This is a genomic window from uncultured Vibrio sp. (assembly GCF_947488985.1).
Lineage (GTDB): Bacteria > Pseudomonadota > Gammaproteobacteria > Enterobacterales > Vibrionaceae > Vibrio.
The window spans coordinates 1-527 of record NZ_CANLBV010000288.1 but is presented as its reverse complement, the minus strand read 5'-3'; the positions used below and the strand labels follow the sequence as shown (position 1 = coordinate 527).

The following is a 527-nucleotide window of genomic DNA, read 5'->3' as shown; positions in this document are numbered from 1 at the left end:
AGTGGTTATATGGTGCATATTGACACCTTGCGAGAAAGTGCAGCCTCTTACCCAAGCCCTGAGCGCTCTGAATTTACTCATCCCATCATGCAAATGATGGACGACTCAAGGCGAGTGCTGTTTGAGTCGCAAGGGGATAAATTTCAAACGCGTTCCGTTTTGTTTGTGACGTGGCGACCGACCGCTCAACGTTTAAACAAAGTGACCGATTTGCTGTTTGAAAAAAGCTCGAATGCGGCCACGTCGGGCGCAAGCCGTCACCTTGCCCGCTTTAACGATAAAATGAGTGAGGTGCAAGGGCGCTTATCTAGCGTGTTCTCTTCTTTGGCTCGTTTGGGGGTGATTGAGAAGAAAGGACGATATTTTGATGAGTTCATGGCCTATCTGCGTTACACGCTCACAGGACAGTGGCAACCCGTCTCTGTGGCGTGTACCCCTTTGCCCCTCGATGCGTTTTTAGGGGCGGTGGAGTGCATCCCAAGCTTTACGCCTCAAATCGGTGACCGTCACACTCGCGTGATAAGCAT

Annotated in this window: 1 pseudogene; it reads left to right on the top strand. The window is 50.9% G+C overall.

The features are described from left to right. Positions 1-527 (top strand): annotated as a pseudogene (locus tag Q1A70_RS20375) (conjugal transfer protein TrbE); the annotation flags it as partial.